Origin of the sequence: uncultured Sphingomonas sp. (assembly GCF_937871615.1) — a bacterium.
Classification (GTDB): domain Bacteria; phylum Pseudomonadota; class Alphaproteobacteria; order Sphingomonadales; family Sphingomonadaceae; genus Sphingomonas.
The window spans coordinates 1-25,593 of record NZ_CALMPA010000066.1 but is presented as its reverse complement, the minus strand read 5'-3'; the positions used below and the strand labels follow the sequence as shown (position 1 = coordinate 25,593).

The 25,593-nt window shown below is 66.7% G+C and carries 28 protein-coding genes and 1 tRNA gene; 15 read left to right on the top strand and 14 right to left on the bottom strand.

The features are described from left to right. Window positions 1-15 precede the first annotated feature (15 nt). Window positions 16-441 carry a hotdog fold thioesterase gene (locus Q0316_RS17885; protein WP_298674837.1) on the bottom strand — a complete coding sequence of 142 codons (426 nt, stop codon included), beginning with the start codon at window positions 439-441 and terminating at the stop codon, window positions 16-18. Then, complete coding sequence (gene proS / locus Q0316_RS17880; RefSeq protein WP_298674835.1) at window positions 441-1,973, bottom strand: proline--tRNA ligase; 1,533 nt, start codon at window positions 1,971-1,973, stop codon at window positions 441-443. Before proS ends, Q0316_RS17885 begins: the two co-directional genes overlap by 1 nt. Between proS and Q0316_RS17875 the strand changes: the two genes are divergently transcribed. Beyond that, window positions 1,962-3,005: a DMT family transporter gene (locus Q0316_RS17875; protein ID WP_367179705.1), complete on the top strand. Its 1,044-nt coding sequence runs from the start codon at window positions 1,962-1,964 to the stop codon at window positions 3,003-3,005. The genes proS and Q0316_RS17875 overlap by 12 nt on opposite strands. Window positions 3,006-3,045: 40 nt before the next feature. Further along, window positions 3,046-4,788 (top strand): DUF885 family protein, encoded by a 1,743-nt coding sequence (locus Q0316_RS17870; protein ID WP_298674832.1) that lies wholly within the window; start codon window positions 3,046-3,048, stop codon window positions 4,786-4,788. On the opposite strand, the gene Q0316_RS17865 is transcribed toward Q0316_RS17870, so the two are convergent. Both Q0316_RS17865 and fdhD read right to left on the bottom strand, forming a co-directional pair. Then, entirely contained in the window at window positions 4,748-5,287 is a 540-nt protein-coding gene (locus tag Q0316_RS17865) for a molybdenum cofactor guanylyltransferase (protein WP_298674829.1), read from the bottom strand. The genes Q0316_RS17870 and Q0316_RS17865 overlap by 41 nt on opposite strands. Continuing rightward, a complete protein-coding gene (gene fdhD, locus Q0316_RS17860; RefSeq protein ID WP_298674826.1) occupies window positions 5,284-6,069 on the bottom strand; it encodes a formate dehydrogenase accessory sulfurtransferase FdhD in 786 nt (261 codons plus the stop codon). Before fdhD ends, Q0316_RS17865 begins: the two co-directional genes overlap by 4 nt. A gap of 97 nt (window positions 6,070-6,166) precedes the next feature. On the opposite strand from fdhD, the gene Q0316_RS17855 reads away from it, so the two are divergent. The 4 genes from Q0316_RS17855 (at window position 6,167) to Q0316_RS17840 (ending at window position 8,524) form a co-directional block, all read left to right on the top strand. Then, window positions 6,167-6,760, top strand: a complete 594-nt coding sequence (locus Q0316_RS17855; RefSeq protein ID WP_298674823.1) for a malonic semialdehyde reductase — start codon at window positions 6,167-6,169, stop codon at window positions 6,758-6,760. A gap of 18 nt (window positions 6,761-6,778) precedes the next feature. Continuing rightward, a complete protein-coding gene (gene tsaB / locus Q0316_RS17850) occupies window positions 6,779-7,390 on the top strand; it encodes a tRNA (adenosine(37)-N6)-threonylcarbamoyltransferase complex dimerization subunit type 1 TsaB (protein WP_298674820.1) in 612 nt (203 codons plus the stop codon). Further along, window positions 7,387-7,860 (top strand): ribosomal protein S18-alanine N-acetyltransferase, encoded by a 474-nt coding sequence (gene rimI / locus Q0316_RS17845; RefSeq protein WP_298674817.1) that lies wholly within the window; start codon window positions 7,387-7,389, stop codon window positions 7,858-7,860. Before tsaB ends, rimI begins: the two co-directional genes overlap by 4 nt. 100 nt (window positions 7,861-7,960) lie before the next feature. Next, entirely contained in the window at window positions 7,961-8,524 is a 564-nt protein-coding gene (locus tag Q0316_RS17840) for a GNAT family N-acetyltransferase (RefSeq protein ID WP_298674814.1), read from the top strand. A gap of 9 nt (window positions 8,525-8,533) precedes the next feature. On the opposite strand, the gene Q0316_RS17835 is transcribed toward Q0316_RS17840, so the two are convergent. Continuing rightward, the gene (locus tag Q0316_RS17835; RefSeq protein WP_298674811.1) at window positions 8,534-9,157 is read right to left on the bottom strand and encodes a TRIC cation channel family protein; all 624 of its coding nucleotides are present in this window, start codon (window positions 9,155-9,157) and stop codon (window positions 8,534-8,536) included. Between the two features lie 1,103 nt (window positions 9,158-10,260). Here Q0316_RS17835 and Q0316_RS17830 point away from each other — a divergent pair. The 4 genes from Q0316_RS17830 (at window position 10,261) to Q0316_RS17815 (ending at window position 12,489) form a co-directional block, all read left to right on the top strand. Next, the gene (locus tag Q0316_RS17830; protein ID WP_298674808.1) at window positions 10,261-10,569 is read left to right on the top strand and encodes a glycine zipper 2TM domain-containing protein; all 309 of its coding nucleotides are present in this window, start codon (window positions 10,261-10,263) and stop codon (window positions 10,567-10,569) included. A gap of 73 nt (window positions 10,570-10,642) precedes the next feature. Further along, window positions 10,643-11,071 (top strand): OsmC family protein, encoded by a 429-nt coding sequence (locus tag Q0316_RS17825; RefSeq protein WP_298674805.1) that lies wholly within the window; start codon window positions 10,643-10,645, stop codon window positions 11,069-11,071. An 86-nt stretch (window positions 11,072-11,157) separates the two neighbouring features. Next, window positions 11,158-12,024: a phenylalanine 4-monooxygenase gene (gene phhA, locus Q0316_RS17820; RefSeq protein WP_298674802.1), complete on the top strand. Its 867-nt coding sequence runs from the start codon at window positions 11,158-11,160 to the stop codon at window positions 12,022-12,024. A 30-nt stretch (window positions 12,025-12,054) separates the two neighbouring features. After that, window positions 12,055-12,489, top strand: coding sequence for a globin domain-containing protein (locus Q0316_RS17815; RefSeq protein WP_298674799.1), 435 nt, complete (start codon window positions 12,055-12,057; stop codon window positions 12,487-12,489). 229 nt (window positions 12,490-12,718) lie between these two features. On the opposite strand, the gene Q0316_RS17810 is transcribed toward Q0316_RS17815, so the two are convergent. The 3 genes from Q0316_RS17810 to Q0316_RS17800 are packed head-to-tail and all read right to left on the bottom strand — an operon-like array spanning window position 12,719 to window position 15,755. Beyond that, window positions 12,719-13,657, bottom strand: a complete 939-nt coding sequence (locus Q0316_RS17810; protein ID WP_298674796.1) for a 50S ribosomal protein L11 methyltransferase — start codon at window positions 13,655-13,657, stop codon at window positions 12,719-12,721. Then, window positions 13,647-14,342, bottom strand: coding sequence for an SDR family NAD(P)-dependent oxidoreductase (locus Q0316_RS17805; RefSeq protein ID WP_298674793.1), 696 nt, complete (start codon window positions 14,340-14,342; stop codon window positions 13,647-13,649). The genes Q0316_RS17810 and Q0316_RS17805 overlap by 11 nt, the downstream gene beginning before the upstream one ends. 57 nt (window positions 14,343-14,399) lie before the next feature. Next, complete coding sequence (locus Q0316_RS17800) at window positions 14,400-15,755, bottom strand: methyl-accepting chemotaxis protein (protein WP_298674881.1); 1,356 nt, start codon at window positions 15,753-15,755, stop codon at window positions 14,400-14,402. Between the two features lie 165 nt (window positions 15,756-15,920). On the opposite strand from Q0316_RS17800, the gene sdhC reads away from it, so the two are divergent. The 3 genes from sdhC to sdhA are packed head-to-tail and all read left to right on the top strand — an operon-like array spanning window position 15,921 to window position 18,528. Next, a complete protein-coding gene (sdhC, locus tag Q0316_RS17795) occupies window positions 15,921-16,346 on the top strand; it encodes a succinate dehydrogenase, cytochrome b556 subunit (RefSeq protein WP_298674791.1) in 426 nt (141 codons plus the stop codon). Next, on the top strand, window positions 16,346-16,729 hold the full coding sequence (gene sdhD, locus Q0316_RS17790; RefSeq protein WP_298674788.1) for a succinate dehydrogenase, hydrophobic membrane anchor protein: 384 nt from the start codon (window positions 16,346-16,348) through the stop codon (window positions 16,727-16,729). The genes sdhC and sdhD overlap by 1 nt, the downstream gene beginning before the upstream one ends. After that, a complete protein-coding gene (gene sdhA, locus Q0316_RS17785) occupies window positions 16,726-18,528 on the top strand; it encodes a succinate dehydrogenase flavoprotein subunit (protein ID WP_298674878.1) in 1,803 nt (600 codons plus the stop codon). Before sdhD ends, sdhA begins: the two co-directional genes overlap by 4 nt. Window positions 18,529-18,599: 71 nt before the next feature. Here sdhA and Q0316_RS17780 read toward each other — a convergent pair whose 3' ends face one another. The 6 genes from Q0316_RS17780 to Q0316_RS17755 all read right to left on the bottom strand — a co-directional run bounded on the left by Q0316_RS17780 (window position 18,600) and on the right by Q0316_RS17755 (window position 24,889). Next, on the bottom strand, window positions 18,600-20,912 hold the full coding sequence (locus tag Q0316_RS17780; protein ID WP_298674786.1) for a TonB-dependent receptor: 2,313 nt from the start codon (window positions 20,910-20,912) through the stop codon (window positions 18,600-18,602). 13 nt (window positions 20,913-20,925) lie between these two features. After that, window positions 20,926-21,870, bottom strand: a complete 945-nt coding sequence (locus Q0316_RS17775) for a FecR family protein (protein ID WP_298674783.1) — start codon at window positions 21,868-21,870, stop codon at window positions 20,926-20,928. Further along, complete coding sequence (locus Q0316_RS17770) at window positions 21,863-22,369, bottom strand: sigma-70 family RNA polymerase sigma factor (RefSeq protein WP_298674780.1); 507 nt, start codon at window positions 22,367-22,369, stop codon at window positions 21,863-21,865. The genes Q0316_RS17775 and Q0316_RS17770 overlap by 8 nt, the downstream gene beginning before the upstream one ends. A 36-nt stretch (window positions 22,370-22,405) precedes the next feature. Beyond that, a complete protein-coding gene (locus tag Q0316_RS17765) occupies window positions 22,406-23,218 on the bottom strand; it encodes a ChbG/HpnK family deacetylase (RefSeq protein ID WP_298674777.1) in 813 nt (270 codons plus the stop codon). Beyond that, complete coding sequence (locus Q0316_RS17760; RefSeq protein ID WP_298674774.1) at window positions 23,215-24,105, bottom strand: glycosyltransferase family A protein; 891 nt, start codon at window positions 24,103-24,105, stop codon at window positions 23,215-23,217. Before Q0316_RS17760 ends, Q0316_RS17765 begins: the two co-directional genes overlap by 4 nt. 130 nt (window positions 24,106-24,235) lie before the next feature. Beyond that, entirely contained in the window at window positions 24,236-24,889 is a 654-nt protein-coding gene (locus tag Q0316_RS17755) for a uracil-DNA glycosylase (RefSeq protein WP_298674876.1), read from the bottom strand. A 30-nt stretch (window positions 24,890-24,919) separates the two neighbouring features. Between Q0316_RS17755 and folK the strand changes: the two genes are divergently transcribed. Further along, window positions 24,920-25,417, top strand: a complete 498-nt coding sequence (gene folK, locus Q0316_RS17750; protein ID WP_298674771.1) for a 2-amino-4-hydroxy-6-hydroxymethyldihydropteridine diphosphokinase — start codon at window positions 24,920-24,922, stop codon at window positions 25,415-25,417. After that, window positions 25,408-25,483 (top strand) — tRNA-Lys (locus Q0316_RS17745). The genes folK and Q0316_RS17745 overlap by 10 nt, the downstream gene beginning before the upstream one ends. Window positions 25,484-25,593: the final 110 nt, after the last annotated feature.

Below are 25,593 nucleotides of genomic sequence, written 5' to 3'. Positions count from 1 at the left end.
GCTGATATCCTGTAATTACTGGCGGTCGATCACCGCGGCGGTCATGCGGGAAAGGCAGATGAGCTTGCCGGCGTCATCCTCGATGCGGATCGTCCACACCTGGGTGAAGCGGCCCAGCATCTCGGCTTTCGCGGTGGCGTGGACATGGCCGGACATCGCCGGGCGCATATGATTGGCGTTGATCTCCAGCCCGACCGTCACCTTGCCCGGCGGCACCGCCATCGAGCCGGCCATCGAGGCGACCGTTTCCGCCAGCACCACCGATGCGCCGCCGTGGAGCCGTCCGAACGGCTGGTGGGTGCGGCTATCCACCGGCATCCGCGCGCGCATCCAATCATCGCCGTAATCGGTGAACTCGATCCCGACATGGCCGGGAAGCGCGTGCGCGCCGATCGCGGTGAGTTGAGCGAGATCAATCGGCACGGTCCAGATCGCGGCCATCAGTAAGACCTTCCGATCAGCACCCGCTCCACCGCCGGCGCGCCGTTGAAGATGCACACACCGTCGGGCGCATCCTGACCCATCGGCGCATTGCGGATCGTGAGCTTCAATGCCTTCAGACGTTCGACCACCTTGTCCAGTGCCGCGCCGGTCGGGCGCGACCAGGCGACATCGGCCCAGCCGGGCTTGACGGCGGATTCGGCGAACATCGCCTCCACCCCGGCCCAGTCATCGACGCGGGTGATGTTGCCGCGCAGCCGCGCTTTCGCCTCGGCGTGGAGCGACGACTGGATATCGGCCAGCATCGCCGCCGCCTCGCCGATGAAGCCGTCTCGCGGGGTAACGCGGCTGTCTAGCTTGCCGTCCTCGCGATACAGCCGGTCGCGACGCAGGACGGAGACATTGCCCCCCGCCACATCGCGCCCGCCGACCTCGATCACGATCGGCGCCCCCTTCTTCACCCAGCCCCAGCGCTTGGTGGCAGCCTTGGCGGATTTGAGATCGAGCAGCGCGCGCACCGGCTCGCCCAGCGCGGAAAGCCCGGCCAGCGCGCCTTGCAGATCGCGGCAATAATCGACGATCGCGGCATCCTCCTCGCTGTCGCGCAGCATCGGCACGATCACGATCTGCCAAGGCGCGATTTTCGGCGGCACGCGCAGCCCGTCGTCATCGCCATGCACCATGATGACGCCACCGATCATGCGGGTGGAGACGCCCCAGCTCGTGGTGTTGGCATGTTCCAGATGCCCTTCTGCATTCTGGAAGCGGATGTTCTGGGCATGCGCGAAATTGGTGCCGAGGAAGTGGCTGGTGCCCGCCTGGAGCGCCTTGCCATCCTGCATCATCGCCTCGATCGAATAGGTCGCGACCGCGCCGGGGAAACGCTCATTCTCGGGCTTTTCGCCCGCGATCACCGGCAACGCGAGATCATCCTCGGCGAAGCTGCGATACACCTCCAGCATCCGCTGCGTTTCCTCGCGTGCTTCCCCGGCTGTCGCATGGGCGGTATGCCCCTCCTGCCATAAGAACTCGGTCGTGCGCAGGAACATGCGCGTGCGCATTTCCCAGCGCACCACATTCGCCCATTGGTTGATGAGCACCGGCAGATCGCGCCATGACTGCACCCAGCGGGCAAAGGCTGTGCCGATCACCGTTTCCGATGTCGGGCGCACGACCAGCGGCTCCTCCAGCTTCGCTTCGGGATCGGGGATCAGCCCGCCCTTGCCGTCCGCGACGAGCCGGTGGTGGGTGACCACCGCCATCTCCTTCGCGAAGCCGTCGACATGCTCGGCTTCCTTTTCGAAATAGGACAGCGGGATGAACAGCGGGAAATAACAATTCTCGTGGCCGGTCGCCTTGATCCGGTCATCGAGCAGGCGCTGGATACGCTCCCAGATGCCATAGCCCCATGGGCGGATCACCATGCAGCCGCGCACGCCCGATTCCTCGGCCATGTCGGCCTCGGTGATGACGGTTTGATACCATTGCGCGAAATCGGCGTCGCGGGTGACGGAAAGAGCGTGCTTTATCATATCGCGCGCGCTTACCGCGCGATGGGCGGTTCGTCACCTGCGGACTTGCCGCCGCGCCCGGCCTGCCGCATTGGCTGGGCAATGGAAACCGGGGGGCAGACAATCAGCGATCGCGGCGCGCCGGGCACGAAGGAGGCCCGCTCCCCGGTGCTGACGGCCATCATGTTGCGGCTCGCCTCTGTCGCGCTGTTCGGGGCGATGAACGCCGCGATCAAGCTGGCCGAAGCCGGGGGCGCGACGCTTGGCGAAATCATGTTCTGGCGGCAATTCGGGGCCACCTTGCTCGTCGGCGCGATCGTCGCGCGCGGCCCCGGCCTCGCCTCGCTCCGCACGCGGCGGATCGGCGCGCATGGCCTGCGTTGCGCCATGGGCCTTTCGTCAATGACCCTCAACTTCGCCACCGTCATGCTGCTGCCGCTCGCCGAATCGACGACGATCGGTTTCTCGATGCCGATCTTCGCGACGATTCTCGGCGCGCTGGTTCTCTATGAGCCGACCGGCTGGCGGCGCTGGCTGGCGGTGCTCGCCGGATTCGCCGGCGTGCTGATCGTCACCCAGCCAGGCAGCGGCCATATCCCGGCGCTGGGCGTGATGACCGGGCTGGGCGCTGCATCGCTCAGCGCGGGCGTCTCGATCCTGTTGCGCACGATCGGCAAGACGGAAACGGGGCTGACCACCGTGTTCTGGTTTTCCTTCCTGTCGCTGCCGCCGCTCGCCATCGTCTATGCGTTCGTCGCGCAGGGCCATGCGCCGCATGTCTGGGCGGCGTTGCTCGCGATCGGGCTGATCGGCGGGCTGGCGCAGATCGCGATGACGCGTTCGCTGCATCTCGGCGCGGTCAGCGTGGTGGTGCCGATGGATTATACCGCTCTCCTGTGGGCGACATTGCTCGGCTTCCTGCTGTTCGGCAGCCTGCCGACCCCGGCGACCTGGATCGGCGCGCCGATCATCATCGCATCGGGGCTTTATATCGTCTGGCGCGAACATCGCCGGCATATCGAGGAAACGCGCGTCGCCATGATACCTGGCTGACGGCTTGATGCGCGCGCGCGGTTCCGCCACGATGCCGCATATGCGCCATTCGCTCATTCCGGCGGCCCTGCTGCTGATCGCCGCCGCTCCCGCCCCGGTTCCCACCGCGACCGACCGTCAGTTCGACCGCATCTGGCAGGACGAATGGGCGTGGCGCCAGCATGAGGGGATCGCCGAGCGCGCGCCCGGCACGGTGCAGGCGCATATCGCCAACGATTCGGCGGCCACCCACGCCCGCCGCCTCGCCTATTGGCAGGGCGTGCTGGCGAAGCTCGATGCGATCGACACTGCACGGCTTTCGCCCGACACGCTGACCGACTGGCAGGTCTATCGCCAGCAGATCGCCAGCCAGATCGACGACGAGACGTTCCGCGAATGGGAAAAGCCGGTGAACGGCGACAGCGCCTTCTGGTCCGATCTCACCTCCGCCGCGCAAGGCGATTTTGCGAACGGCGAGCGGGATTATCGCGCCTATCTGTCTTGGCTCGGCGATATCCCGCGCTTCTTCGCGCAGGAAACCGACAATATGAAAGCCGGCCTCGCGCGCGGCTTCACCCCGCCCGCGATCGTGATGCAGGGCCGGGAGAAAGGCGTCGCCGATATCGCCACGGCATCCGATATCACCAAGGTTCCTTATTACCGGCCCTTCACCAGATTGCCCGCAACCATGCCGCAGGCCACGCAGGACGAATTGCGCGCCGCCGCCCGCAAGGTGATCGCGGAACAGGTGATCCCCGCGCACCGCGCGCTGCTTGCCTTCCTGCGTGACAGCTATTTCCCCGGCCTGACGAAGCAGTTGGGCGCGGATAAATATCCGGGCGGCGCGGCTTATTACCAAAGCCGCATCCGGGTTTACACCACGACGAACATGACGCCGGACGAGATTCATCGGCTCGGCCTGTCCGAAGTCGCCAAGATCCGCGCCGAGATGGAGCAGGTGAAGGCCGATGCCGGGTTCAGCGGCGATCTGCCCCAGTTCCTGAAATTCCTGCGGACCGACCCGCAATTCCATCCGAGCACCGCCGATCAGTTGATGAAGGAGGCGGCGTGGCACGCCAAACGCTTCGACGGGATGGCTGCGAAATGGTTCGGCCGGCTGCCGCGCCAGCGGTTCGCGATCAGGGAGGTGCCGCCCGCGATCGCGCCTTATTACACCGCCGGGCGCGGCGGACCGGGCGTGTATCTGGTCAACACTTATGATCTGCCGTCGCGCTCGCTGATCCAGTTGCCCGCGCTGACGCTGCACGAAAGCGCGCCGGGCCACGCGTTCCAGATGCCGCTCGCCGCCGAGAACAAGGAACTGAAGCCGTTCCGCCGCAACAGTTATATCTCGGCCTATGGCGAAGGCTGGGCGCTTTATACCGAGCGGTTGGGCGACGAAATGGGCTTCTATCGCACGCCCTATGAGCGGTTCGGGATGCTGTCATACCAGATGTGGCGCGCGGCGCGGCTGGTGGTGGATACCGGCATCCACACCAAAGGCTGGACGCGCGAACAGGCGCAGCAATTCCTCCACGACAATACCGCGCTATCGGATCACGAGATCATGACCGAGGTGGATCGCTACATCGGCTGGCCGGGCCAGGCGCTGTCTTACTATCTCGGCGAACTGACGGTCCTGAGGGCGCGCGCGAAGGCCGAAAAGGCACTGGGGCCGAAATTCGATATCCGCAATTTCCACGACATGGTGCTGTCGCTCGGATCGGTGCCGCTGCCGGTGCTGGACGCACGGGTCGATCGCTTTATTGCCGAAGGCGGCCCCTCGCCTTATCCAGCGGATTAAGCGCGGCGAGGTCCGCCGGGCGGTTGATATTGGCGATCGGCGGCGCATCGAGCGGCGTCGCGCCGATCAGCGCGCACCAGCACCGCATCGAGCGATCCTCGCAATGCGTGAGATGGCGTTCAAGCGGTTCGACGAGCGCGACCGGCCAGCGCCCGATGATCGGGGTGTCGGCGACAAAGGCCGCACCGCGCGCGTCGGCCAGCGCCATCAGCGTTTCGATCGGTACGAACGGCGTGTCGCACCCGATCGTCAGTATCGCGTCATAGCCACGCGTGCGCGCGTGATGCAGCGCGCCGCAGATGCCACCCAGCGGCCCCAGCCCAGCCGCCGGTCGATCGGCGATGCCCCCGCTCCCGCTTTCCTCCGCCTCGGCCACGAACGGCGCCAGCGCCGCGCGCGCATGTTCCGCGAGCGCCATCCCATCGATCAGCGCCCGCGCCTTGTCGCTGCCGAAGCGCCTCGATTCACCACCCGCCAACACCACGCCGAGCAGTTTCACGCCTCCAGTTCCAGCATCGCATCGGCCCGCGCGAGCACGGTGAGCTTCAGCCCGGACGCGCGCGCGCGTTCGATCGCCAGGCTGGTGGGGGCGGAGATCGTTACTAGTTGCGGGCAGCCAGCCAACGCCGCTTTCTCGACCAGTTCATAGGAACAGCGCGAACTGAGCAGCGCGAAGCCCCCGTCCCACCCGGCCCCATCGCGCAGCATCGCGCCGATCAGCTTGTCGAACGCATTGTGCCGCCCGACATCCTCGCGCACCGCGATCACCGTGCCGTCCGCCGCGCATCGCGCCGCCGCATGGACCGCGCCCGTTTCCCGATTGAGCGGCTGATGCGCGGAAAGCGCGGCGAGCGCGCGGAATATCGCATCCGGGGCGGCGTGGGGCTGGGCCTGAATCATCGGCAGCGGGCGGATCGCCTGCGCGAGATTTTCGATCCCGCACAGCCCGCACGACGATTCGGCGATGCGATGGCGCGCGCGCGCCGCCACCGCCTCGGCGCATTCCGCGGCCAGCGTAACGCGCAGCAACTCGCCATCGTCGCGCGCCAGATGGTCGATGGCGCGGATCTGGTCGGCGCTGGTTATCAGCCGTTCGGTGAAGGCGAAGCCGCTCGCGAAATCCGCGAGGTCCGCCGGCGTCGCCATCATCACCGCATAGCCGATGCCGTTGAATTCGATCGCGATCGGCCGCTCCACGGCCACCGCGCGCGCCACGCCGGATTGCGCGCCCGACGCGGGAATATGCGCGAAATCGACAAGGATGCGGGTTCGTTCGGCCATGCGACCACCTTATCCGCACAAGGCCGCGAACAGAAACATTGCGTCTCCCGTCGGCGCTATCGACGCGCAAGTGCTAGCGACGCTATAGCCGCTCGCGATGACCAAACCGCTCGACGATGCTGCGCTCGACCAGCTTTTCCGCACCGCCCGCACCTATAACGGCTATACCGATCAACCCGTCTCCGAGGCCGAACTGCGCGCCATCTGGGATCTGATGAAGATGGGGCCGACTTCGGCCAACCAGCTTCCAGCGCGGCTCGTGTGGTGCGTGACGGACGAGGCCAAGGCGAACCTCGCCGCCGCCTGCGCGGAAGGGAACCGGGCCAAGGTGCTGAAAGCGCCGGTCAGCGTCGTGATCGGCATGGACATCAATTTCCACGAATATCTGCCCGAACTGTTCCCGCACACCGATGCGAAATCGTGGTTCGACGGCAACGAACCGCTGCGCGAATCGCACGCTTTCCGCAATTCCTCGTTGCAGGGCGGCTATTTCATCATGGCCGCGCGCGCGCTCGGGCTCGATACCGGGCCGATGTCCGGCTTTGATGCGGCGGCGGTGGAAGCGGCCTTCTTCGCCGACCAACCTTCGGTGCGCGCCAATTTCATCTCGACCCTCGGGCACGGCGATCCGGCGACGATCTTCGCGCGATCGCCGCGCCCGTCGTTCGAGAAGTTCAACCGGATCGCGTGAACGCACGGGCAGGCTAAGATGCGCACGCTGGTAATCGACACGGCAACCGCGGCCTGTTCGGTCGCGCTGATCGAGGATGGGCGCACGATCGATTCGCGTCACGAGGTTGTCGGGCGCGGCCATGCCGAGCGGCTGGTCACGATGATCGCGGAACTGGCCGATGGTGGCCGCGCGCCGCGCATCCTGGTCGATGTCGGGCCGGGCAGCTTCACGGGCATCCGCGTCGGGATCGCCGCGGCGCGCGGGCTGGCGCTCGGTTGGGGCGCATCGGTCGCGGGCTATAGCTCAACCGCGCTCATCGCCGCCGCGGCGATCGCGGATGGCGTGCGCGCACCGCTTGCGGTCGTGCTGGAAGGAGGGCACGGTGAGGTGTTCATGCAGAGCTTCGCCGCGCCCCTTGTCGCGCAAGACACGTTGCGCTCCCTCCCGCCGGCGGAGGCGCTGGCCGCGCTCGGCGGTCGTCCGGCGATCGGCAGCGGTGTACGCTGGCTCGCCCCGCTCGATCCCGGCCTGACGCTACATGACACCTTGCCGCAGGCCGCGCGCGCGGTGCTGCTGCCCGACGAGCTTGCCAGCCTTCCGGCGCGCCCGCTCTATGGTCGCGCGCCGGATGCCAAGCTCCCGGCATGAGCGCATCGCTGCGCATGGTTGAGCTGGTTTCGGGCGCCGCGACGGATATCACCGCGATCGACAGCGTCATGGCCGAAGCGTTCGATCCGCGTTTCGGCGAGGCGTGGACCCATGGCCAGTGCCTCGGCATCCTAGCCATGCCCGGTGTATGGCTGACGCTGGCGCGCGTCGAGGGCGAGGTCGCGGGCTTCGCATTGTCCCGCGCGATCCTCGATGAAGCGGAATTGCTGCTGATCGCCGTCCGCCCCGCATTTCGCCGGCGCGGGATCGGGGCGGCGCTGTTGCGCGGGGTGATCGCCGATGCACGGGCGCGCAATGTGAAGAAGCTTCATCTTGAAGTCCGCGCCGGGAACGAGGGGGTCGCGCTCTATACCGCGCATGGCTTCGCCAAGGTGGGCGAACGGCGCGACTATTATCGCGGGCGCACCGGGCAGAGCTTCGATGCGCACAGTTACGCCGTCAGCCTATGACACGGCGTTGTGATCGCGCGCGTATGAACGCCCTGTTCCGCGGTTGCCCCGCGCGCCATGTCCCGATAGCGCCATCAGCAGATATCGAGGGAGCCCCGCTTTGATCGTCATCCGGCCCGCCAAACCCGAAGACGCCGCCGCCATCGCCGCGATCTATGCCCCTTATGTCCTCTCAGGCACGGTATCGTTCGAAAACGACGCGCCGGATGCGCGGGCGATGCGCGCGCGGATCGCGGCATCGAAGGGCCTCTATCCATGGCTCGTCGCCACTTCCGGCGAGGGCGATGATTCCGGCGTGGTCGCCTATGCCTATGCCACGCGCTTTCGCGATCGCCCAGCATATCGCTATGTCGTCGAAACATCGATCTACGTTTCCGGTTCGGTGCAGGGGCAAGGCGTCGGGCGGCTGCTGTACGAGGCGCTGATCGACACGCTGCGCGCGCAGGGCTTCACCCAGGCGATCGGGGTGCTGTCGCTTCCCAATGACGGGTCGATCTCGCTCCATGAGGCGGTGGGGTTCCGCCGCGCCGGGGTCTACCGCGAGATTGGTTACAAGCAGGGGCGCTGGATCGATGTCGGCTTCTGGCAATGTTCGCTGAACGACAGCGTGACCCCGCCGACCGAGCCGCGCCCGTTCACCGAAACAGGCGTGGTCCGCCTCTGACCCTCGCGCTCAGCGCCGCCCGCGATATGCGGGCAGCGCCAGACGGAAACGGATCGCGGCGGCGCGCAGGGTGAATCCGGCGAGCGCGGAAAGCGTCGCCGCGAGCACGAGCGGCAGGCCGAGCAACGTGAGCACGACATAGGATGCCGCCGCCAGGGCAGCCGCGGTGACGTAAAGCTCCGGGCGCATGATGATCGAGGGCACCCCGGCCACCACGTCGCGGATCACGCCGCCGGCGCACGCCGTCATCACCCCCATCAGCGCGGCCGGCAGCGGCGGCACGCCGAAGCGGATCGCCTTCGCCGCGCCATAGACCGCATAAGCCGCCAGCCCGACCGCATCGAACCAGTCGAGCGCCGCGCCGCGCCACCATTTCTCCGGCGTCGACCAGATCACCAGCGCGACCGTCAGGCACACCGCCGCCGCGCGACTGTCATGCACCCAGAACACCGGCGCCCCGATCAGCAGATCGCGCACCGTGCCGCCGCCCACGCCGGTTATCAGCGCGAAGAAGGCGAGCGTAACCATCGTCTGCGCGCGCCGCGCCGCCGCCAGCGCGCCCGACGCGGCGAACACCGCGATCCCGACGAGATCGAACCAGGGGGCGAAAGCGGGCAGAAATTCAGGCGGCATCCGGACTGGCTAGGGTTCAAACTCGCTCAGGGCAACGCCGTGACCGAGCGGATTGAGGTGTCAGGCAAGGAGCAAGGAGAGAGCGACGCTCAATCACCCTGATCGACGCAGCGACGCCGCATGGCGCCACAAGCCGCCCGCCGCACAAGCGATCGCGCGGAGAAGCCCGCTCCTCCGCGCGACCGCGACGCTGCCGTGATCGAGGTTGGCCCTTTGCAAGGCCAACCGAAATTTCCACGAACTTGGCGTCCCGTCGTCCCGATCCCGGCGCGCAATAAGGCCGTCGGACGCCCCGTGGTGCGCCCGACCACACCCGCCCCCCAAAACGCATTCGGGGGACCGGCATTACTGCCGATCCCCCTGTCGCCGCACCTTGCGCGACTGTTCCCCTGAAAGGGGCGCCGCGCCGGATTTCGACGGCTTGCTCCACTCGCCGCTCGTCGCGGCGAGCTTCGCGTTTGTGGTGGTTGGGAACGAGACCGCGAGCCCGCAGGCCAGTGCCTTTCCGTTCGCCACGCCACCTGCGCCACGCCTGTACACCGCGAACGGTGCCGGTCTGCGCAGCGCCGGCCATTGCGTGCCACCCGCTCACCCCGAGAGGCGGTCCGGTCGGTTGCAATCGCCCGGCTATCCCGCGCGCCGAAACGCGCGCTCTGCCGTTGGCCGCTTCATCAGCAGCCGGTATCCGGTGCGACCGTCAGGGGCCGCACCGGATACCTTCGGGCTGTCGCGTGGCCAGCCTTCCCGGTTCGTCAGCTTTCACCTCGAACCTGTGGATAACCGGATCGCCTGCCACCCTTCCCGATCAATCGCCCGGCGGTTTGCTCGCGCCACCAGCCCGGCTATCCATCGGAAGCAAATTTCTGAATTTCCTGGAGTTTTATCCCCATTCCCCTCATCAATCCGCAATACGGATGCTGTCATCAATCGCGAGTCGCACCAAGCGCGAATTGCGCGTCGGCGGCTGTGGATAACGTGGATATCGTGGATATCGCGTGCCGATGAACGGGCCGTTGCCGCAGGTTCAGGCGCGCCGCGCCATGGCTCGCCGCGTGGTCCTTTCGTGACGATCCGAAGGACGGGACAGAATACGGGAGTGAGATATGCGTAATATTATGCTGGCGCTGGGCGCCACCGCGATGGTCGTGCCGACGCTGATCGCCACGACGCAGGAAGCAGAAGCGCGCGGACACCACAGCTATCGCGAATGGCGGGGGCAAGATGGCCGGATGCGCTGCCGCCGCTCAGACGGGACGACCGGGCTGATCGTCGGCGGCGCGGCGGGCGCGCTGCTCGGCCGCGCGATCGACGATCGCGGCGATCGCGCGCTCGGCACGCTCGGCGGCGCCGCGGTGGGCGCGCTCGCGGGCCGCGCGATCGAACGCAACTCGTCCAGCCGGCATTGCCGCTGATTTATTTGGGACGGGCGCGGCACATTCCTGTGTCGCGCCCGTTATAACCGCGCCCACCCAACAGGAGGAATGGATGCCTACGCATAGTGGATCCGCGCGGTACGAAGGTTTCGGCAAAGACGGCAAAGGCTTTGTTTCCAGCCAGTCCGGCGCGCTCGCCGACAATCCCTATGGCTTCGCCACCCGGTTTGAGGATCAGCCCGGCACCAACCCGGAAGAACTCATCGCCGCCGCCCATGCGAGTTGCTTCACCATGGCGCTGAGCTTCGCGCTCGCCCGCGCGGGCTATAATCGCGGCACGCTGGATACCGTTGCGAAAGTGACGCTGGACAAGGATGGCGACGGTTTCGCGATCACCCGATCCGCACTGGAACTGCGCGCATTCGTGCCGGGGATTTCATCCGAGGATTTCGCGCGGATCGCCAATGAGGCGAAGGCCGGTTGCCCGGTATCGAAGCTGATGAAGGCCGAGATCACGCTCAGCCACAGCCTCACCGAATAGGCTCCCGCGCGGACAATCGCCCGCCGCCGAGATGATTTCATCTGTTACCATCTTGGCAGCGCGGCGCGGCGCGTTATGGTATCACGATGGCTGACATAAACCTTGAATCCCCGCCTCCGGGCGCCGCAGCCGACTGGACGGTGCCGCAGAACTGGGGGCATTACACCGCCGAGGAGCACGCGACATGGGACACATTGTTCGCGCGCCAGGCGAAGCTCCTGCCCGGTCGAGCATCCGATGCCTATCTGCGCGGGCTGGACGTGCTCAAGCTGTCGCGCCCCGGCATCCCTGATTTCGAGGAATTATCCGAACGGCTGATGAAGCTCACCGGGTGGCAGGTCGTCGCCGTGCCGGGGCTGGTGCCCGACGATGTGTTCTTCGATCACATGGCCAACCGCCGCTTCGTCGCGGGCAATTTCATCCGCCGCCCCGATCAGCTTGATTACCTTCAGGAGCCGGATGTTTTTCATGACGTGTTCGGCCATGTGCCGATGCTCGCGGACCCGGTGTTCGCGGATTATCTCGTCGCTTACGGCAAGGGCGGGCAGCGCGCGCTTGGGCTGCACTCGCTGCAATATCTCGCGCGGCTCTATTGGTACACCGTCGAGTTCGGGCTGATCGCGGAGCCGGAAGGGTTGCGCATCTATGGCGCGGGGATCGTCTCCAGCTATTCGGAGAGCCGGTTCGCGCTGGATGACCCCTCGCCCAACCGGATCGCCTTCGATCTCGCGCGGGTGATGCGTTCGGAATATCGCATCGACGATTTCCAGCAGAATTACTTCGTCATCCCGAGCTTCGACGATCTGCTGCGCGTGACCGCGGAGACGGATTTCGCGCCGCTATACGATAAGCTGAAGCACCAGCCGGACATTCCGGTCGCTACCCTGCTGCCGGAGGATGCGGTGTTGACGCGCGGCACTCAGGCCTATGCCCTCGCCAAGGCCGGTCATTGACAGCCGTGTAAATAACGCCACAATCGCGCCATGGAGAGCGATGCGGCGCTGATGGAACGGAGCCTCGTGGCCACCGCGCCGCGCGAACCGGCGATGCGCGCGGCGCTGTTCGAGCGATTCCTCGCCCGCTATCCCGATCATCGCGCGTTGTTCATGCATGTCGAGGCCACCTCGCAGCGCATGACGAGCGAGGCGCTGGGATGGATGCTCGGGCTGGCGCAGGACGAAAGCTGGGTTTGGAGCCAGATTGCGGAACTGGTATTCCAGCACCGCAATTACGGCCATTTCCCGGCGCAGGAATATGCCGATTTCGTCGACATGGCGATCGACGCACTGGGCGAGGCGGCGGGCGACGATTGGGATGCCCCCGCAGACGCGGCGTGGCGGCGCCAGGCGCAGGCGCTCAACACGCTGATCGCGCGCGCGATCAGCGAATGGACCGCCTCTCCCCTGCCTTTTCCCTAGGGCCGATCGACATTCAACCCATGCCGGCCTGCAAATGGTGGTTTCCCGCGCTTCCGGTGCTCACGTACCTTTAGTACGCTGCGCTCCGGGTCACGAGAAACCACCATTTTCGGCTCGACCTGACCTGAATGTCGATCGGCCCTGGCTTGCGTTACCGCATAGGTCAGGTCGAGCCGCAGGCGCGGAAAACCGGCCAATCGAGGCCGCGTGGGTTGACGGGCGATCGGCCCTAACCAAACCGCCCATCGGTTTTCCACGCTTCGCGGTCTCCGCTGGTGGCGCTGGCGTGCGGCTCCGCCGGTGCGCGAAGCTGGAGGATCGTCCAGTCGCCACGCACGTCACGCGCCGTCAGCGTACAGCCCTGCGCGCGATAGGCGTCGATCACCGCCTCAGCCTGATTGGTGAGCAGGCCCGCCAGCACGATCGTCGCATGGGCGCCCGCCACCGCCGTCACCTCCGGCGCCATCGCCACCAGCGGGCCGGCGAGGATATTGGCGATCAGCAGATCATAAGGCGCACGCGCGTCGATCTCCGCCGCGCGCGCGCCGTCCGCCACGACGAGTTCGATCGCGGCGACATGGTTGGCGGCCATATTCTCCGCCGTCACCTCGATCGCGATCGGGTCGATGTCGGTCGCCATCACCCGCGCCTCGGGCCACAGATGCCGCGCGGCAAAGGCGAGCAGCCCCGTGCCGGTGCCGAAATCAATGACATTGGCGAAACGCTGGCCGGCCAGCGCGTCGAGCATCGCGAGGCAACCGGCGGTCGTCTGGTGATGCCCGGTGCCGAACGCCTGCCCCGCGTCGATCAGGAAGGCGCGCTCATCGGGCGCGATCGTTACCGGATACGCCGACGTATGGACGACGAACCGCCCCTCGCGGATCGGCTCCAGCCCGGCCTGGCTCATCGCCACCCAATCCTGCGCGGTCAGCGCCTCGATCCGGGGGACCGTGCCAGCGGCGCTCGGCACCAGCGCGCACAGCGCAGCCAGCGTCGCTTCGTTCGGCTCGGATTCCAGATAAGCGTCGAGCCGCCAGCGTTCCACGTCGTCCTCCACCTCCTCGGTGGTCATCAGCACGGCATCAATCGCGAGATCGTCCGCGGCGTCGATCGCCTCCGCTTCCGCACGCGTGCAGGGCAGGCTCACCTTCCAACTGTCAGCGGACATAGCTCGCTCCATTCACATCCAGCACCGCTCCCGTCATCGACGCCGGTGCGTCGAGCGCCAGCCAGCGCGCCATTTCCGCCACTTCCTCCGGCATCGCCACCCGGCCGAGCGGGATATCGGCAAGCAACTTATCGCCGTCCCGGCTGGCGAGATAATCGTCGGCCATCCCGGTCATCGTGAAGCCGGGGCAGATCGCGAAGGCGAGGATGCCGTCGCGCGCATAGCCGCGCGCGATCGTCTTGGTCATCGCGACCATGCCGGCCTTTGCGGCGGCATAATGCCAGTGTGCCGGGCTGTCGCCACGATGCGCGGCGCGGCTGGCGATGTTGATGATTCGCCCGCCCTGCCCACGCTCCTGCCAGTGGCGCACCGCCATGCGGGAGAGTTCGGCGGCGGCGGTGAGATTGATGCGCATCGTGCGTTCCCACGCCGCGCTCCACGCCGCGTCATCGCGCTCGATCGGGTTCGCCTCGAACACGCCTGCGTTGTTAATCAGCACGTCGATCGCGCCGAGTTCGGCAAGCGCGCTATCCCACAATTTCGCCGGGGCGGCAGGATCGGAAAAGTCCGCGGCGATGCCGCTGGCGGTGCCGTGCCCGACGATCCGCACGCCGGGCCGATCGAGCGCGGCGAGAGTGGCGGCACCGATCCCGCGCGAGGTGCCGGTGGCAAGAATATGTATCATGCGCGCCGCCATAGCGATGGCCGAAGGATCAGGCCACGGCGGAGACCAGGCCAGCGATCAGACGGCGACCTTGCGCGCGAAATCCCCCGCGCTCGCCTTCAGCACAGCAAGGCGGCTGGAAAGCGAATCGAAGCCGGCGCCGAATGCGTCGATCTCGCCCGCCACCGCCTCGGTATCCTCGCGGATCGCGGCGATCGTGCTCGACATCGAATCCGCCGCCAGCGCGGCTTCATCGACGGCTGCCGTGATCGCGGTCACGGTTTGCGCCTGCGCTTCCATCGCATTGCGGATGCGGGTGGCCGAATCCTCGACCTCCGCGACCGTCGCCTTGATGCTGGCGTTGGTTTCGACCGTGCTGCGCGTGGCGGACTGGATCGCGGCGATCTTTGCCGCGATATCATCGGTGGCGCGCGCCGTCTGGTTCGCCAGGCTTTTCACCTCCTGCGCCACCACCGCGAAGCCCCGCCCGGCATCCCCCGCGCGCGCCGCCTCGATCGTGGCGTTGAGCGCGAGCAGGTTGGTCTGCCCCGCGATGTCGCGAATCAGGCCCAGGATCGATTCGATTGATTGCGCGTGATCCGATAGCATCTGGGACACGCCGACCGCGGCCCCCGCCTGCGCACTGGCGCGGTTGGCAATTTCCGCGGCGACCTCCACCTCGGTTCGCGCATCCTCGATCGCGCGGATCAGGCCGGCGGCGGTCATCGCCGCTTCACGCATCGCGACGGCGGATTGCTCGGCGGCTGCCGCAACCTCGCTCGCCTTGCCGAGCACGCCGCGCGTCGACGATGACGCGCCGGACGCAAGCAGGCGCAACGCGCCACCTTCCGATGTCGCGCTTTCCACCGTCGCTGCGATACCGTCGTGAAACTCGCCCGCCAGCCGATCGCGCGCGACTTTTTCGGCATATTCGAGATAGGAGGAATAGACCGCGACCGTGATTTCGCCTTCCAGCGCGGAAAGCCGCATCAGCGTGTCGACCATTCCGGCGAGTCGCGGATCGCTGCGCTCCAGCCGCCGCATCATAACGTCGAGCGCCGCGCGATCGCTGGCGCTTATCATCGACAAGAGCGCCGTTTTCGACACATCGACGGCATAGGCGGCGGCAACCGAACGCTCGATCGATTCGATCCACGCGCTGCCCGCCGTCTCAAGGAATCGGTGCCGCAGGAAGGTGCAGCCGAGGTCGATCATCTTCTCCGTCTCATCGGGCGCCCATGCCCGCTGATCCGCGAAGCAACGCAGCCACTGCTCCCAATAAGCGCCGGAAACCTGCCGAATCTCAGGCTCGATCACCGCCCACACTTCGCGGCTCGCGCCGAGCAAGGTGCCGTCGAAATCGAACACCTTGAGACGACCGGCGATGTCGATCGTCGATGCGATCGACCCGATGGCGGGCAGGTCCGTAGGCAAGGGCACGCTCCATTCCTTGATGTAGCGCGAAAGGTTAAGGGCCATTGGTTAATCAGCGGTTAGGGCGGCCATGTAACGAATTGAACGAAGGTGCGCGCTTGCATCCCCGCGCGCGCCGCCTCATAGACCCGCCCGAACCGTCGGCTCATCGCAGGAAACACGCCCTTGGCCTCGAAACCCGCGCGTCCGCGCAGCCCGCATCTCTTCAGCGGCCCACTCCAGCTTCATTATCGCTGGAGCCCGGCCATGCTGGCCTCCATCCTCCACCGCGTCACCGGAGACGGCCTGGCGACGGTTGGCGCCGCATTGCTCGTCTGGTGGCTCGCCGCGATCGCGGCCGGCGGGCAGGCCTATGCCACCTTCGTCAGCGTCTTCGCGCAGCCCGACGGCCATCTGAACCCGCTCGGCTGGGTGATCGGCGTCGGCCTCACCTTCTCGCTGTTCCAGCATTTGATGAGCGGCATCCGCCACCTCGTGCTGGATACCGGCGCGGCTTTCGAACTGAAGACGAATCGCCTGCTCGCGATCCTCACCTTCGTCTGCTCGACGCTGCTGACGATCGGGTTCTGGTTTTATCTGGGGGTGAAGTGATGGGAACCGGAACCGAACTTGGCCGCGTGCGCGGGCTGGGCAGCGCCCATCACGGCGTAACGCACTGGTGGCATCAGAAGATCACCGCCGGCACGAACATCCTGTTCATGGCGTGGCTGCTGATCTCGCTCGCCCGCCTGCCCGGCTATGATTACGCCAGCGTCCACACCTGGATGTCATCCGCATGGGTCGCCGTGCCGATGCTGCTGCTCATCGCATCGGTCTTCTATCACTTCCGCCTGGGCCTCCAGGTGGCGATCGAGGATTATGCGCACGGGCAGAACCGCGTCGTTCTCATGATCCTCCTCAACCTGTTCGTCGCGGTCACTGCCGGGATCGCGATCTTCTCGATCCTCAAGATCGCCTTCGGAGCCGCCGCCTGATGTCCGCCTATCAGATCATCGACCATAGCTATGACGCGGTTGTCGTTGGCGCTGGCGGCTCGGGCCTCCGCGCCACCATGGGCATCGCGGAAAGCGGGCTGAAAACCGCCTGCATCACCAAGGTGTTCCCGACGCGCAGCCACACGGTCGCGGCGCAGGGCGGCATCGCCGCCAGCCTCGGCAACAACTCGCCGGATCATTGGTCCTGGCACATGTTCGATACCGTCAAGGGTTCCGACTGGCTCGGCGACCAGGACGCGATCGAATATATGGTGCGCGAGGCGCCCGCCGCGGTTTACGAACTGGAGCACGCCGGCGTGCCGTTCAGCCGCAACGACAACGGCACGATCTACCAGCGCCCGTTCGGCGGCCATATGCAGAATATGGGCGAAGGCCCTCCGGTGCAGCGTACCTGCGCCGCCGCCGACCGCACCGGCCACGCCATGCTTCACGCGCTCTATCAGCAGAGCCTGAAATATGACGCGGATTTCTACGTCGAATATTTCGCGCTCGATCTCATCATGGAAAACGGCGCGTGCCGTGGCGTGATCGCGATGTGCATGGAAACCGGGGCGATCCACCGCTTCCGCAGCCACGCCGTCGTGCTGGCGACGGGCGGCGGCGGGCGCGTCTATCAGTCCGCGACCTCGGCGCACACCTGCACCGGCGACGGCAATGGCATGGCGCTGCGCGCGGGCCTCGCATTGCAGGACATGGAGTTCGTCCAGTTCCACCCGACCGGCATCTATGGCGCGGGCGTGCTCATCACCGAGGGCGCGCGCGGTGAAGGCGGCTATCTCACCAATTCCGAGGGCGAACGCTTCATGGAGCGTTACGCCCCGTCCGCGAAGGATCTCGCCAGCCGTGACGTGGTCGCCCGCTCGATGGCGATGGAAATGCGCGAAGGGCGCGGCGTCGGCCCGCACGGCGAATATATCTATCTCCACCTCGATCATATTGATCCCAAGGTGCTGCACGAGCGGCTTCCCGGCATCACCGAGACGGGCAAGATCTTCGCGGGCGTCGATCTCACGCGCCAGCCGCTGCCGGTGACCCCGACCGTCCATTACAACATGGGCGGCATCCCGACGAACTATCACGGCGAAGTCGTCCAGTTGAAGGACGGCAACCCCGATGCGGTCGTCCCCGGCCTGTTCGCGGTCGGCGAAGCGGCGTGCGTCTCGGTCCATGGCGCGAACCGCCTCGGCTCGAACTCGCTGATCGACCTTGTGGTGTTCGGCCGGGCGACGGGCCTGCGCCTCAAGGATACGCTGAAGCCGAACACGCCGCACAATCCGTTGCCCAAGGGCTCGGAGGAGCAGGCGCTCACCCGTCTCGATCATTTCCGCAACGCCAGCGGCGGCTCGTCCACCGCGAAGATCCGCATGGATATGCAGCGCACGATGCAGCGCCACTGCGCCGTGTTCCGCGATTCCGCGCTGCTCGCGGAAGGCGTCCAGAAGATCGACGCGGTCTACAAGAGCATGGAAGATATCGGCATCACCGATCGCTCGCTGATCTGGAACACCGATCTGATCGAGACGATGGAACTCGACAATCTGATCGGCCAGGCGGTCGTGACGATGAAGGGCGCGGACAACCGCAAGGAAAGCCGCGGCGCGCATATGCACGAGGATTTCCCGGATCGCGACGATGCGAACTGGATGAAGCACACCACCGCCACGTTCGATGGCTGGGGCGGCAAGGGCGGCGCGACCCGGATCGACTATCGCCCGGTGCATGATTACACGCTCACCGACGACGCGGAATATATCAAGCCGAAGAAGCGCGTTTACTGACGCGCACCGGCCTTTCCGCGCCGGGACAAGAAACCCGCGCAAGACAAGGTTCTTGCGCGGTTTTTTTGTAACTAGCGTTCCAGTTTCACACCGAGCATCAGCGTGGTGGGGCGTAGCGGCGTGCTCTGTTCGCGCATCGCCAAGGTAAACGGGTTCCCGAACGCGAAACGATTGCCCCGGCTGTCGGTCAGGTTATCGGCGGCCAGCCACAGCGTAAAATCACGGCGCAACCATTCCGCCCGTGCCGACAACACCGCATATTGCCCCTGTTCGAAATCGAGATAGCGCCCCGACCCCAGCACCGAGCGGCCGATATAATCGAGCGCGCCCGTCGCGCGCATCGTGCCGCCAAATGCGCTCCAGTCATAACTTACCCCGGCGTGCGCGCTGATCGGCGGCGTATTCGGCAGGCGCTGATTGGCGAACGGCGAGGTAGAAGCGAGCGGCCCCGTGATGTGATTGACCGTGTAAAGCGCGGAAAGATCGAAGCGCAGCCGCGCCATCGGCACCCAATCCGCGCTCATCTCCCCGGTGAAGATATGGGCATCGCCGATATTCGCGGTATAGGGCTGGCCCCGCCGGTCGATCAGGTCGGCCTGGATATCGCGCCAGCGCGCATAGGACAGTGCGGCGGTCAGATTGAGGCCGGTCGGCCCGCGCCGCAACCGCCGCAAACCCACTTCGCCCATGCCGATCGCATCGGATTTGAATTCCGCGACACGCCCGACGCCGCGCGCCACCGCGAGGCCGCCGGTGCGGAAACCGGACTGAAATCGCCCATAGACCGACAAATCCGGCGCGAGTTGCCATGACAAGGCGAGCGTTGGATCAATGCGCCGCGTCATCCGCCCGCGCACCAGATCGCCCGCGCGCGGCTTGATCGACGGATAGCCATCGACGCGGGCTTCGGTGGCGCGGAGACCCAGCGTTGCGGAGAAATTGCGGCTGAGCGGTTCGGTCACTTCTCCGAACATCGACACGTTTTGGGAAACGTTCGTGACGCCAATGATCTCACTCGGATCGTTCGCTGGACCTAAAGTGCGGTTTTCCGCATCGCGATTCCGAAGCACCGCCAGCCCGACCACCCAGGATTCGCCGTCGGCGCTCGATCGCGACAGGCGAACCTCATTGGTCCACAACAGATTGGACCGGACGGTCGTGTAGCCGATGGCTTTCCGCGCGCCCGGCGGGGTCGCATCGAAACGATCGTCGGCGTCATACTGGCTGACGCCGCTGACCGAGACGAATTCCAGCCCGCCCGGCCAGTGTTTGGTGATGCTGACGCGCCCAAGCAGGATACTGTTCCAATAAGGCTGGGCGGCGCGCGCCGAGCGCGACAGATCCTTGCCATCGAGATCGATATATTGCGCGTCGCCCGCCGAAATCCGCTGGCCGAGCCCGGTGGCGTCGATCCGCCACCCGTCGCCGGCGTCGATCCGCACAGACGCGCGGCCACCGATCCGGTCGATCGCGTTGATCGCTTCCCGGCCGAGCAGCGGATCGTCGATATAGCCGCCCTCGCGCGACACATAACCGACCAGCCGCACCGCCGCGCTATCGCCGGGGATCGGCAGATTGACGAACCCCGACAGATCACCGCCCGGTCGCCCATCCACCGTCATCGCGCCGCTCGCCGCGATCGAGCCATGGAAGACGCCCGGTTGCGCCGGATTCGGCACGATGCGGATGATCCCCCCGATCGCGCCCGCGCCATAGAGCGTGCCCTGCGGCCCCTCCATCACCTCGACCGAGCGGACATCGACCAGCGCCAGCCCCGGCTCCGGGGTGGAATAGCTCATCTGCACATCGTCGAGATAATAGCTCGTGGTCGCCTGGGTCGCCCCGTTGAAGCTGCTGTCGGCGATGCCGCGGATGAAAAGCTTGTTGCGCCCCGGCCCGAGCGCGGTGGACTGCAACACCGGGGTCGAACGCACCGCATCGGTGAGGTCGTTGGTCGGGCTGCTCGCCGGATTCGGCTGCGGCTGGATGGTCAGGATCGACGCGGGAAAGCGCAGCAGCGGCACGTGCTGCTTGCTGGCGGTGACGATCACTTCGGGCACTTCGGGCGCCGCCTCGCTCGCCTCCCTCGAAGGAGACGCGGACGGCGAGAGGTGACGACGCTCGGGCACGCGAACGACACGGTAGCTGTGCGGCCCGATCCGCTCCGCGCGATAGCCTGTGCCGCGCAACAGGCGGCGCAGCGCGGCCTCGGCGGAAAGGCCCGTCGGCGCGGGCTGGACCCGGATCGCGCGCAGCCCCGGCTCAAGGCTGACGATCTCCGATCCGGTGCGCGTGGCGAGTTCCAGCAGCGCGGACTGAAGCGAAACCGGGCCGGCGGGCACGGCCATGGCGGCGGGCGGCGCAGCGATCAGCGCCGCCGCCACGGCAACGGCGAGCCTAGCGCGTCGGCGCCCCCGGCGATGCGATGATCCAGCCACCCCCCTCATGAGAAACGCGCATTCCCGTCAGTTCCGCAAAATGCGACATGTCTCGGGGCGCGTCGCCCGTCAATCGAACGATGCCGGTAAAGGGCATTTGCGCGACACGATCGCTGGCGCGAACGTCCCGCTCCAGGACAAGCCCGATCGATTCGGCCACGAAACCGATCGGCTGCCCGGAGAAAGCCAGCGTCCGCGTCCGATCGGAATCAACCCGCGATCGCATTATCCGCTGCCCTGGAAGCACGGTGAGCGCCTCCCCCGCCTTGAGCGTGATGCGGCTGTTGCGGGGATCGAACAGCACCGATCCTTCGCTGACGCTGACATCCACGCCGTTCGCGCCGCGCGTGATCGCGAATATCGTGCCGATATCCTGGACTTCCCAATCACCCACGCGCACGGTGAAGGGGCGATTGGCATCATGCGTGACACGGAATGTGACGCGCCCGCTTTCGACCATCGCCGAACGCTGATCGCCGCCACCGATCGCAACCCGCGCGCCCGCCTCCATCGCGACCTGCGTGCCATCGGCCAGCGCGAGCGTGCGCGGGCCATTGGCGGCGATCTCGATCGGGGCGGCACCGCCGCCGCGCTGCTCCATCAGCCCGACGCTGCCGACCACCACGGCGGCGAGCGCGGCCGCCGCCATCGCGAAACCGCGCCGGCGGTGATACCAGCGCCGCACGCCGGGTTCGTCCTCGTCATTGGCGGCAACCGGCAAAGCGGCGGGCGTCGCCGCGTGGCGCTCCGCATCGGCGATGCTCACCACATCATAAGCGCTGGCGTGCGCCGGATCGGATTCCAGCCAGGTGACGAAATCGAGCCACGCAGACTCGTCCATTTCCGCCTGGCGGACGTGCCAGCCGATCGCCACGTCGAGAACCATATCGTCGATGTCAGTCATCGCCGCCCTCGTCCGCCATCGCGTGCAGCCGGCGATAGGCGCGCTGCAACAGTTTCTCCACCGCGCTGAGCGAGATACCCAATCGGTCCGCGATCTCGCGCTGCGGCAGATGATCCATGCGAAACAGGCGATAGGCGGTGCGCATCCGTTCCGGCATCGCGGCAATCACCATATCCGCCCGGTACAGCGCGTCGCGCGCCAGCGCCGCGCGTTCGGGTGACGGCAGATCGAGCGCCGAATCCCCCGATTCCGCCCAATGCGTTTCCAGCAGCGCGCGGCGCCGCGCGGCGATCCGCCGATCGGTCGCCAGATTGCCCGCCATGCGCATCAGATAGGCCGCCGGATTGTCCACCCGCGTGACCGGGCCGGAAACGATGCGAAACCACAGATCCTGCAACGCATCCTCGGCATCCGCCGCGCTGCCCAGACGCGCGGTGAGCAGGCGCAGCAACATGGCGCGTTGCTCCCCATAAGCGGAAACCAGTGTCGGCTCCGCCATCAGGCGCCTGCTCGCGGCGTGGGAGCGTGCGCCATGTCATGCGTCGAATTCCAGGCCATGGGCACGAGCCATGTCCGCGATCCGCATCCGGTGCAAGGCCGCCGCCTCGCGCGGGCGCGCATCGGCGATATCGTCACCGGCCAGCGTTCCCGCGCCGGGATGGCACATGATGAGGTGCATCTTGCCGGGCCGACGCAGGAAACGCGGAAAGATCGCTTCATAATCGCCACGGAAATCGTAATGCCCCGCGAAACCGGAATTACAGGCAATGCCGCGCCGCGCCGCCGCGCGCCGTAGGCCGCGCGCGTGATAGGCGCTGCCGATCGCCTTGCCGCGATAAGGCCGCGCCGCGATCGCGCTCACCCGGTCGCCGCAATCGCGGATCCATGCGCCCGGCGCATGTTCCGCAACGGCATCGAGGAACAGGCGGCGGATGCCGGGAAGGACATGCGCGTGCTGATGCGCATCGACGAAATCGGGCGCGCAACCGATCGCCTTGCGAAAGGCGCGGAACTGCGCGTCGATCTCGCACGCGATTTCCTCAAGCGGCAGATTGCCCTTCGCCGCCGCCACCGTCAGCGGATCAATTTCCGGCATCCGCCCGCCATCGGGGAGATATTCCGGCATATCGGTGAGCGGCTCCTCGCAGGTCAGCGTGACGTGCAGCCCGAGTTGGACGCCCGACGGCAAATCCCGCAACAGCTCGGCATCGTGCGCCCAGCCGCGACAGACCGCCATGCAACTGATCGCGTTGATCCGCCCCGCAAATGCGAGCGACGCGATCGTCTCGCTGATCTGGCGGGACAAGGCGAAATCATCCGCGCAAACGATAAGGCGTGGTGCGGTCATGCCGTCACCATCGCCCGCACCGGCGCCCGGGGCAGGTTCGGCGAGACGGCCGCGATCTGGAAACGCCGCTCCCGCAGGCGGTCGCTCGACAGTTTCCGACGGTTGAGCCGGCGCGCGAGATAATCGTAGAAGAACCAGTCCCCCGCACGCGCGCCCATCGCGAGATAGCAAAGCCGCTCCGCGACCGTCCACCGCACCGAGGCGCGATCGCGCTTGCGCGGCGCCGGCGCGCACCACAAAGCCGCGCCATAGCCCATCGATCCGTGCCGAAGCAGCCGGTGGATCACCTCATGATCCTCCAGCACAAGGTTCCAGCGCGCCGGATCGAACCCGCCCGCGCGGCGCAACGTGGCGGCGCGGAACACCTGCCCGGCGCCGCCCGCGTGGCACTGGCCGGGAAAAAGCCGTGCGACGCATCGGATCAGGAATGCGCCCGCCGCGCGTTCGAGGAAGCGCGCCCGGCGCGACACGAAATAGGCCCCCGCCCCGCCGCGCCCGCCCTGTTCGATCAGCGCCTGCCCGGCGGCCAGATAATTTGGCGGATACCAGGTGTCCGCGTCGCACGTCGCGACATAGGCGGTCGCGACGAACGGCAGCCCCGCCGCCAGCGCGGCGACCTTGCCGGGGCGCGGCTCATGCACCAGCACATGCGGAACGCCATATTCGCGCGCCACCGCAACCGCCACGTCGGCGCTGCCGTCCGTGCTGCCATTGTCGATCAATATCAGGAACGGCGGTTTCGACTGCACCGCCAGACTTGCCACCGTATCGCGCAGATAATCCCGCTCGTTGAAAAACGGTAGCAACACGGACCAGTCACGCGAACGACATCCCCCCTCGAAGGTCGCCGCGCCGATCCGATCCGGGCGCATGAAATCCTGAAACACGCCGTTCCTCCCGAGGCAAACATGCAGCGGGCTTTCCCCTTGCCCGCTACATTGCCTGTGACGACGCCGCCCGCGCCTTCCCGCACGGCGCCGTTAAAACTTTTTTAGGGAAATGTGCGCCGCGCCGGAATCAGCCGCGCAGCGCCAGCGCGCGCTCGAAGACCGCCTCGAACATCGCCGGGGTCAGCCGCCCGGTGTTCTGATTGTAGCGCGAACAGTGATAGCTATCTATCAGCACGCGCCCATCGGGCATGTGATGTTCGGCGAGATGGGCGAAGCGCGCCTTGGGAAGCTTGCCGCCCAGCACCTTCACCGTGGACTGGTGCGCGATCTGCCCCAGCGCAATGAACACCCGCGCATGGCGCAGCGCATCGACCGGCGCCTTCAGGAACGCGCGACAAGCCTGCGCCTCCTGCGGATTCGGCTTGTTCGCCGGCGGCAGGCAACGCACCGCATTCACCACCGCCACCCCTTTCAGCGCGACGCCATCGTCCGCGCGCCCGTCGAACACGCCCTCGCTCAGCCCGAACTTCGCAAGCGTCGCGAACAGCAGGCCTCCCGCCGCATCGCCGGTGAACGCCCGCCCGGTGCGATTCGCCCCGTCCCTGCCGGGCGCAAGGCCGACGACCACCAGCCACCCATCGGGATCGCCGAATAACGGCACCGGCGCGTTCCACCAATCGGGGTGCGCGGCGCGCAATTCCTCACGCAGCGCGACGAGCCGGGGGCAGCGCGGGCAATCGCGCGACGGCTCGGTGGCGGGGAAAGGGGACGCTACGCTCATCATCCGCAATCGGTTAGAGCCTTGTGCCCAATGACGCAAAGCTACTTGATCGCGCTCGGCTCCAATCGCCGTGGCCGCCACGGCGGCCCGCGCGCGGAACTTTGCGCCGCGCTGGCCGCGATCGGGGCGAAACGGGTGTCGCCGATCATCACCAGCGCGCCGCTCGGCCCGTCGAATCGCGCCTATGCCAATGCCGTCGCGATGATCGAGAGCGACGAGGCGCCCCCCGAATTGCTCGCCCGGCTGAAAGATATCGAGCGCGCCTTCGGTCGGCGGCGCGGGCGGCGCTGGGGGGCGCGCGTGCTGGATCTCGATATCCTCGCCTGGTCAGGCGGCATATGGCGATCGCCGGGCCTCATCATTCCCCATGTTGCGCTGCGCGAACGCGATTTCGTGCTGCGTCCGCTGATCGGTCTCGCCCCCGGCTGGCGCGATCCGGTGACCGGACTAAATGCGCTTCAGCTTCACACACGGTTGACCCGGCGGCGCACGCTCCCTAACCGGCGTGGCGCTGGTGAGGGTCCGTAGCTCAGTCGGTAGAGCAAGCGACTTTTAATCGAGAGGTCCCGGGTTCGAGCCCCGGCGGACCCACCAGACCCCCGTTTCACGCTGTTCCACGCCGTCCCGCGCCCTTGCCAAACTCCTAGGAAATCCTGAGGATAATGGCGAAAGCGCGTTTCAGCGCGTTTCACCCAATGCCCCTG

Coding starts and splice junctions, on each gene's coding strand:
- Q0316_RS17830 (WP_298674808.1), top strand. CDS start 10,261: ATGCGTAATATTATGCTGGCGCTGGGCGCCACCGCGATGGTCGTGCCG.
- proS (WP_298674835.1), bottom strand. CDS start 1,973: ATGATAAAGCACGCTCTTTCCGTCACCCGCGACGCCGATTTCGCGCAA.
- rimI (WP_298674817.1), top strand. CDS start 7,387: ATGAGCGCATCGCTGCGCATGGTTGAGCTGGTTTCGGGCGCCGCGACG.
- tsaB (WP_298674820.1), top strand. CDS start 6,779: ATGCGCACGCTGGTAATCGACACGGCAACCGCGGCCTGTTCGGTCGCG.
- fdhD (WP_298674826.1), bottom strand. CDS start 6,069: ATGGCCGAACGAACCCGCATCCTTGTCGATTTCGCGCATATTCCCGCG.
- Q0316_RS17755 (WP_298674876.1), bottom strand. CDS start 24,889: ATGAGCGTAGCGTCCCCTTTCCCCGCCACCGAGCCGTCGCGCGATTGC.
- sdhD (WP_298674788.1), top strand. CDS start 16,346: ATGGGAACCGGAACCGAACTTGGCCGCGTGCGCGGGCTGGGCAGCGCC.
- Q0316_RS17805 (WP_298674793.1), bottom strand. CDS start 14,342: ATGATACATATTCTTGCCACCGGCACCTCGCGCGGGATCGGTGCCGCC.
- Q0316_RS17835 (WP_298674811.1), bottom strand. CDS start 9,157: ATGCCGCCTGAATTTCTGCCCGCTTTCGCCCCCTGGTTCGATCTCGTC.
- folK (WP_298674771.1), top strand. CDS start 24,920: ATGACGCAAAGCTACTTGATCGCGCTCGGCTCCAATCGCCGTGGCCGC.
- Q0316_RS17810 (WP_298674796.1), bottom strand. CDS start 13,657: ATGTCCGCTGACAGTTGGAAGGTGAGCCTGCCCTGCACGCGTGCGGAA.
- Q0316_RS17765 (WP_298674777.1), bottom strand. CDS start 23,218: ATGACCGCACCACGCCTTATCGTTTGCGCGGATGATTTCGCCTTGTCC.
- Q0316_RS17775 (WP_298674783.1), bottom strand. CDS start 21,870: ATGACTGACATCGACGATATGGTTCTCGACGTGGCGATCGGCTGGCAC.
- Q0316_RS17885 (WP_298674837.1), bottom strand. CDS start 441: ATGGCCGCGATCTGGACCGTGCCGATTGATCTCGCTCAACTCACCGCG.
- Q0316_RS17815 (WP_298674799.1), top strand. CDS start 12,055: ATGGAGAGCGATGCGGCGCTGATGGAACGGAGCCTCGTGGCCACCGCG.
- Q0316_RS17770 (WP_298674780.1), bottom strand. CDS start 22,369: ATGGCGGAGCCGACACTGGTTTCCGCTTATGGGGAGCAACGCGCCATG.
- Q0316_RS17825 (WP_298674805.1), top strand. CDS start 10,643: ATGCCTACGCATAGTGGATCCGCGCGGTACGAAGGTTTCGGCAAAGAC.
- Q0316_RS17855 (WP_298674823.1), top strand. CDS start 6,167: ATGACCAAACCGCTCGACGATGCTGCGCTCGACCAGCTTTTCCGCACC.
- Q0316_RS17870 (WP_298674832.1), top strand. CDS start 3,046: ATGCGCCATTCGCTCATTCCGGCGGCCCTGCTGCTGATCGCCGCCGCT.
- phhA (WP_298674802.1), top strand. CDS start 11,158: ATGGCTGACATAAACCTTGAATCCCCGCCTCCGGGCGCCGCAGCCGAC.